Origin of the sequence: Bacillus paralicheniformis, from assembly GCF_001042485.2 — a bacterium.
Taxonomy (GTDB): Bacteria; Bacillota; Bacilli; order Bacillales; family Bacillaceae; genus Bacillus; species Bacillus paralicheniformis.
Map to the genome: position 1 here is coordinate 1 of NZ_LBMN02000037.1, position 5,760 is coordinate 5,760.

Below are 5,760 nucleotides of genomic sequence, written 5' to 3' on the forward strand. Positions count from 1 at the left end.
AAGGTAACGAAAGCTCAGGTCGGGTTAAGCAACCTTGACAACGTTAAACAGGCGGCAAAAACGGATTTTGATGCACATACCGCAGATAATGTACGTCATATTACCGCTGATGAGCGGACTAAGTGGAATAAGGGGCAACTGTATAAATTGACACAAGATAATGGTGTGCGAATCCTTATTCCTGATGGTACTGATTTATTAACTTTGCCGCCTGGTTTTTATTACGGTCTCAATAATAGACTACTTAATACCCCTGACCCTAATGATGCTGGATGGTTCAATTATGACATTATGGATGGGAACTCTGGAAGAAAAACAATTATAGCCACAGCAAGTTACCACAATAAGATGTGGTTCGCAACCATCCACACAGATGGAGTCTTTAGGGGCTGGCAAAGAGTTATTACAGATACCGACACAGTAGTTAACTGGCAATCGCCTACTTTGTTAAACGGGTGGAAACAGTATGGATCACACAAGGTTCAGTTTAGCAAAAATGTGCTAGGTGAAGTGGAGGTGATAGGATCTATAACTGGGGGGACTGTCGGTTTTGATGTACCAGCTTTTATATTGCCTACAGGGTATCGTCCGTTACAAGCCTTCCATTTCATTGGTGTAGCTTCGAGTGTCGGGACAGATTCAATACCTCAGTATCATAGAACACAAATTGCAACAGACGGTACTGTATATATCCAAAGTTGCTCAAATACGGTAAATCCAAACGAATTTATTGCTTTTGGGTTTAAATTTAAATCGGCATAGGGAGTGGTTCGAATGACATGGATTTACAAATACGATGAGGATTTTATCTATATTCCAGGAGAAGAAATCCAAGTCGAAGACAACGCGGAGCTGCCAGAATTTTATTGCGAAGTAAAACCGCCTGACGGTATGTACTTAGCCAAATTTGATCCTGCAAAAGGGGCATGGTTTGAATCGGCTACCAAAGAATATATTGAAAGCTTGCAGCCTCCGGAGTCTGAGCCAGACATAACTGATCTATTGAAAAAACAAAATGCATTGCTCTCATTGCAAATTGCGCGCCTTCAGGCTGATGTTGAAGCGTTAAAAGGGGGCGGGGCATCATGAAGTATCCCACTCTTGCAGATATAAAACAATTCTACGATTGGGGGTGTTACACAGATGAAGAAATGCGGGAGTACGTAAAAATTAAGTGGATCACCCCGGCCGAATATGAAGACATAACAGGCCGGAGCTATGATAAGCCCGCCGTCTGTGTGGATTTAGGAATGACAAGCGCCCAATAAGGGTGTTTTTATTTTGCCTCGAGGGAGGTGAAAACGATGTGAGAACAGGAGGATTTCAGGACATGCATCAAACAAATGAATGGGACGTCTTCAAGCAGGAGATTACCGAATTGAAGGCCGATCACAAAACGCTTGAACAGCGTGTCATCACACTGGAAAGGGCGTCTGATCGACACGATCAACAGATTATGTCCATCAATGACAAGCTCAACAAGATTGAAGAGAACACCACATGGATTAAGCGCAGCATTACGGGCGCCATCATCACAGCGGTTTGTACACTGGTGATCTCCGGGATTGCGGCGCTTTTCATTAATTTCATTCAAAAATAAGGAGGAAAATACAATATGAAAAACTTAGACAAAGGCACGGTCGTCCGGACGGTGCTTCTTTTTATTGCATTGGTAAACCAGACATTGATCATGTTTGGGAAGGCAGCTTTGCCGATCAGCGAGGACCAAGTGAATACGCTGGCCGACGCTTTGTATTTGGCCGGTTCCACGGCATTCACCATCATTACGTCTGTGGTCGCTTGGTTCAAAAACAACTATGTGACAAGCAAAGGAAAGCAGCAAAAAGAAGTTTTGAAACAAAAAGGATTAACGAAATAAAAGGCTGCCTTCAGGCGGCTTTTTTATTTAAAACAAAATTGGAGTGATTTAAATGGTTAAAGTTGTGAAGAATTATGTGAAAGTCAATCAGTATACCCGGCCAGGGTTGAAGTTGGCAGGAGTGAAAGGGATTGTCATGCACTGGACGGCTACTCCTGGCGCGTCCGCACTGAATGAGCGAAATTATTTCAACGGCACATGTATCGCTGATAAACGTTACGCTTCAGCCCATTATTTTGTGGACCGTAAAGAGGCGCAGCACATCATCCCTGAAAACGAAGTCGCATATCATGCCCATGATCAAAATCGCTGTTATGTCAGCTTTTTAAAACCAAACGCTAACACAACGGCAATCGGTGTTGAAATGTGCGTCGAAAAAGACGGCAAGATTCACAGCGAAACCGTTCAAAATGCTGCTGAATTGGTCGCTGATTTGTGCAAGCGTTACGGCCTTTCTACAGATAAGATTGTGCGGCATTATGATGTGACAAATAAAAGCTGTCCGACTCCCTGGGTGAGGGATGCAAGCCAGCTGACGACATTCAGGAAAAAAGTTGATGCCTTGCTCGGAAATAAAACTGTGTCGAACACGACGGCACCCACGAGCCAGCCGAGCAAATCAACAGGGACGACTATCCTTAAAAAAGGATCGTCAGGATCAAGCGTAAAGGCGCTTCAAAAACGTTTGATTGCGGCTGGCTTCTCACTGCCGAAATACGGGGCCGATGGCTCGTATGGCAATGAAACAGTGCAAGCTGTCAAAGCCCTTCAAAAGAAATCTGGGATTACTGCAGATGGAATATATGGACCGGCAACAGAAAAAGCGTTGTCTGCCATTGAAAAGAGAAAGTCATCTTCAAGCGGGAAAAAATCATCCTACAAGCTGCCGACCGGTATTTACAAATACAAAAGCCCGATGATGAAAGGAACGGCCGTCCGGCAGATTCAGGAGGCTTTAGCTGCCCTCTATTTCTATCCAGACAAAGAGGCGAAGAATAACGGCATAGATGGCTATTACGGGCCGAAGACGGCGAACGCGGTCAAACGGTTCCAGCTGATGCACGGGCTGTCTGCCGACGGCATTTACGGGCCGAAGACAAAGGCGAAAATTGAAGCTTTATTGAAGTAAACAAAAGGCCCTCTATAAAAAAGAGGGCTAACTGTTATTCATTACTGTCCAATTCCCATACTGTCTGACCATCTACTAAAATTTTATTTGGTGGATCATCATAAAGAGAGATCTCAACCAAGGAGCTTTCCCCTTGCCTTAACCAATCATATACACTGCCTTCGTTATTAGTAGGGTGGGATATAATGTTATTCACTCTAAACGCAACTGCATAATATTCTGTGTAATTGATATCGTCATCTTCTAATCCATTATCTGTTTCGTAAAGTGTGTCTGGATTTCCGATAATTTTTAATCCATTTTTCCATTCTAATCGCAGTTCTTTACCACCATATTCATCTAATGTTTTTATTAAAGAGTTATATTCCATGAGTATCAATCCTTTTCTTATGGTTCTAATGGTTTTGCAGGAACTATATGAGCACCGTCTTTTGAATAATGTATTGTTCCTCTGGTAGTTTCAATATATTTACCAGTTTTCATGTCATATGCTTTACCTATTTTTTGGCCGAAGTCAACAACTTCCCTTCCCTTCCTTGGGAATTCTCCCGTGCCAGCATATTTATCAAGCAACTCTTGAGCTTTTTTATTATCCCCATAGAAGATACTCTTGGTTCTGCCATTTGCAATTTCTTGTTTATAATTTGGTGTTCCAGGAATATGTTTTTCTTGAGCTCCTGGTTTAACTTTTGCAGGGAAACCATTTACTTCACGGTACGGACCTTTTGGAACGGATTGTTTGCCGTAGGAAGGGGTTTTATCTACCTTCGCAACTTTCTTTCCAGCTTCTTCACCTTTAAATAACTTGAAGCCGCGCTTTCCGTACTTAAATGCCTTTCCGAAAGGGGTGACATTCAATGCGGCCATCAAACGGTCACCACTACCTTTAACGATTTCGCCTGTCGCAAGGTCGTATCCAAACGCTGCTCTTACTGCATCATACACACCTGTAAATTCCATCGCTGTATCGAAATATTTAGCAAAGTCGCTTTTTTCCACATTCTCTGGAAGGGTGTAGGCGGGTTCTATCTTGACGATTGTATCACCGTCTATGTATGCCCGGTAAAGCGTATCGTTAAATACTCTATAATCTTTTTTCAGTTCATTCAATTCCTCTTGGGTGTACTCTTTCTTGGAAACCTTTTGTGTCGCCAATTTTTTTAATCGATCTGGATCGGCGAGAGTGTTTACGTCCGCATCTTCTTTGTCTCCGACTTTTTTCAGCATGGCACCCATCGCTGTTTCTTGATTTCCACTCAATGTATCCATCTCATCCGGCTTTAAAATCGAACCTTTTTGATAACTGGTGATTTCAATTTTGGGGCCGGTATACATCTTTTCGAGCCGCGCTATGTATCTCTGCATCGTCTCAAGGTCGTTTTCAGCCGTTTTGAGGGCGTTGGTTTGCTCGCGGTCAAAAGCATGCAGCTTTTCAAGTGTTGTGCTGATTTCCTTTAACGCTTTCTGATTTTGCTCATGAAAACCGCTATCATTCAAATCCGGTAAATCAACGATATGACTGACTTTTGCGATCGTGGCGTTGGTCTTAGAAACCAAATTTTTTGTTGTGCGATCAGCGGCATTTAAGCCATTCTCCAACTCGTGTTCGAGAAAGGACTGTGAAATAAATCCGTTATGGTTGGGTTCCAGAGAATTTAGCGCGCTTTTCATTTTCTTCAGCGTGGAACTATATTCCTCTATGAAAGCATCATAGAACTGTAGAAAAGGGGTGTGGCATTCCTCATAAAACGCGCGGATCGCATCGCCGCCTTTTCCTTTTAAAGCATCATCAAGTGATGCGATGCCGTCAACGGCTTTTTTGACTTTGGCGAATTCGTCTGATTGTTTTTTTAATTGTTCGAGCGTTTGATCAATTGCATTGTGCAGCGCTTGAACATCCAGAGTCTTCATGGCATTCTCCTCTAATCTTTTTGGTTACAATCAGTATAGAGTTTACCACTATACGGAAACCAATCGGGGAATAAATCCTGTACACCCATGAAAATGAATCATTTGTTTTGGGTGATTATGCCTACATAGAATAAAAAGCCACCATTTAACGATTGGTGGCTTTGTTATTTTTGGTACCTTAGACAATTGTATAGATTACTTAAACAGATTTCTAAATAATTTGCCAGTTGCTTTACCGGCTGCTCGGCGGGCCATTCGTTTCCCTAGCGTTCCATTTTTCGCCGCGTTAACATCTCCTAAAATTTTAGCTGACTTATACAGTGCTGATCTGATTTTGTTGATACTCATTTTCCTTCATTCCTTTTTGTATTTGTGGTTTTATTATAGCAAAGATTGTTCATCTTCTTGCCCACATTTTGCCCACAGTGGGGGAAATTTTCGCTTATTTTCACTTGTTTTTTATAGGGTAAAGACGGGCAATGAGAACACCAGAAACCCCTTGTGCTATAAGGGATAGAAGGGGTTAGCAAGGCACTAAAGGGCAACCATAACAGAAATGGGTGGAATGATGTAAGCCCAGCGTCCAAAACGCTGATATATCAAGGAAAAGAGGCTCTTTTTAGAGCCTCTCAGCTTGTCGACAAAGCCACAAAAAGTGGCTTGATCGACAAGCTTTTTTTGTTAAAATGTGAGTGAAATCTAGTTTTTGGAGGTTTTTCCATGTTGTCTAAGCACTCTAAAGATCAGCGCGAACAGCTTGAAGTCTTTGCCTTAAGTGAACTTGTCCCGGAAGACCATCTGGTCAGGAAAATAGAAGAAGCTATGGACTTTTCTTTTATTT

7 protein-coding genes and 1 pseudogene are annotated in these 5,760 nt (G+C 42.3%); 6 read left to right on the forward strand and 2 right to left on the reverse strand.

The genetic code is table 11. The annotated features are described in order from the left end of the window. The 6 genes and pseudogenes from ACH97_RS21515 to ACH97_RS21540 form a co-directional block, all read left to right on the forward strand. A pseudogene (locus ACH97_RS21515) lies at nucleotides 1-762 on the forward strand (phage baseplate upper protein); the annotation flags it as partial. 12 nt (nucleotides 763-774) lie between these two features. Further along, the gene (locus tag ACH97_RS21520) at nucleotides 775-1,089 is read left to right on the forward strand and encodes a hypothetical protein (RefSeq protein WP_057957864.1); all 315 of its coding nucleotides are present in this window, start codon (nucleotides 775-777) and stop codon (nucleotides 1,087-1,089) included. Next, nucleotides 1,086-1,268 carry an XkdX family protein gene (locus ACH97_RS21525; RefSeq protein WP_017474865.1) on the forward strand — a complete coding sequence of 61 codons (183 nt, stop codon included), beginning with the start codon at nucleotides 1,086-1,088 and terminating at the stop codon, nucleotides 1,266-1,268. The genes ACH97_RS21520 and ACH97_RS21525 overlap by 4 nt, the downstream gene beginning before the upstream one ends. Nucleotides 1,269-1,330: 62 nt before the next feature. Next, the gene (locus ACH97_RS21530) at nucleotides 1,331-1,600 is read left to right on the forward strand and encodes a hemolysin XhlA family protein (protein ID WP_009329192.1); all 270 of its coding nucleotides are present in this window, start codon (nucleotides 1,331-1,333) and stop codon (nucleotides 1,598-1,600) included. Nucleotides 1,601-1,615: 15 nt separating this feature from the next. Further along, on the forward strand, nucleotides 1,616-1,879 hold the full coding sequence (locus ACH97_RS21535; protein ID WP_057957865.1) for a phage holin: 264 nt from the start codon (nucleotides 1,616-1,618) through the stop codon (nucleotides 1,877-1,879). Nucleotides 1,880-1,931: 52 nt separating this feature from the next. Continuing rightward, nucleotides 1,932-3,008 carry a peptidoglycan recognition protein family protein gene (locus ACH97_RS21540; protein ID WP_017474867.1) on the forward strand — a complete coding sequence of 359 codons (1,077 nt, stop codon included), beginning with the start codon at nucleotides 1,932-1,934 and terminating at the stop codon, nucleotides 3,006-3,008. Between the two features lie 34 nt (nucleotides 3,009-3,042). Here ACH97_RS21540 and ACH97_RS21545 read toward each other — a convergent pair whose 3' ends face one another. Together ACH97_RS21545 and ACH97_RS21550 are read right to left on the reverse strand one after the other, a co-directional pair. Continuing rightward, the gene (locus ACH97_RS21545) at nucleotides 3,043-3,378 is read right to left on the reverse strand and encodes a hypothetical protein (protein WP_016886588.1); all 336 of its coding nucleotides are present in this window, start codon (nucleotides 3,376-3,378) and stop codon (nucleotides 3,043-3,045) included. A 17-nt stretch (nucleotides 3,379-3,395) separates the two neighbouring features. Beyond that, nucleotides 3,396-4,919, reverse strand: a complete 1,524-nt coding sequence (locus ACH97_RS21550) for a T7SS effector LXG polymorphic toxin (RefSeq protein ID WP_048350127.1) — start codon at nucleotides 4,917-4,919, stop codon at nucleotides 3,396-3,398. Nucleotides 4,920-5,760: the final 841 nt, after the last annotated feature.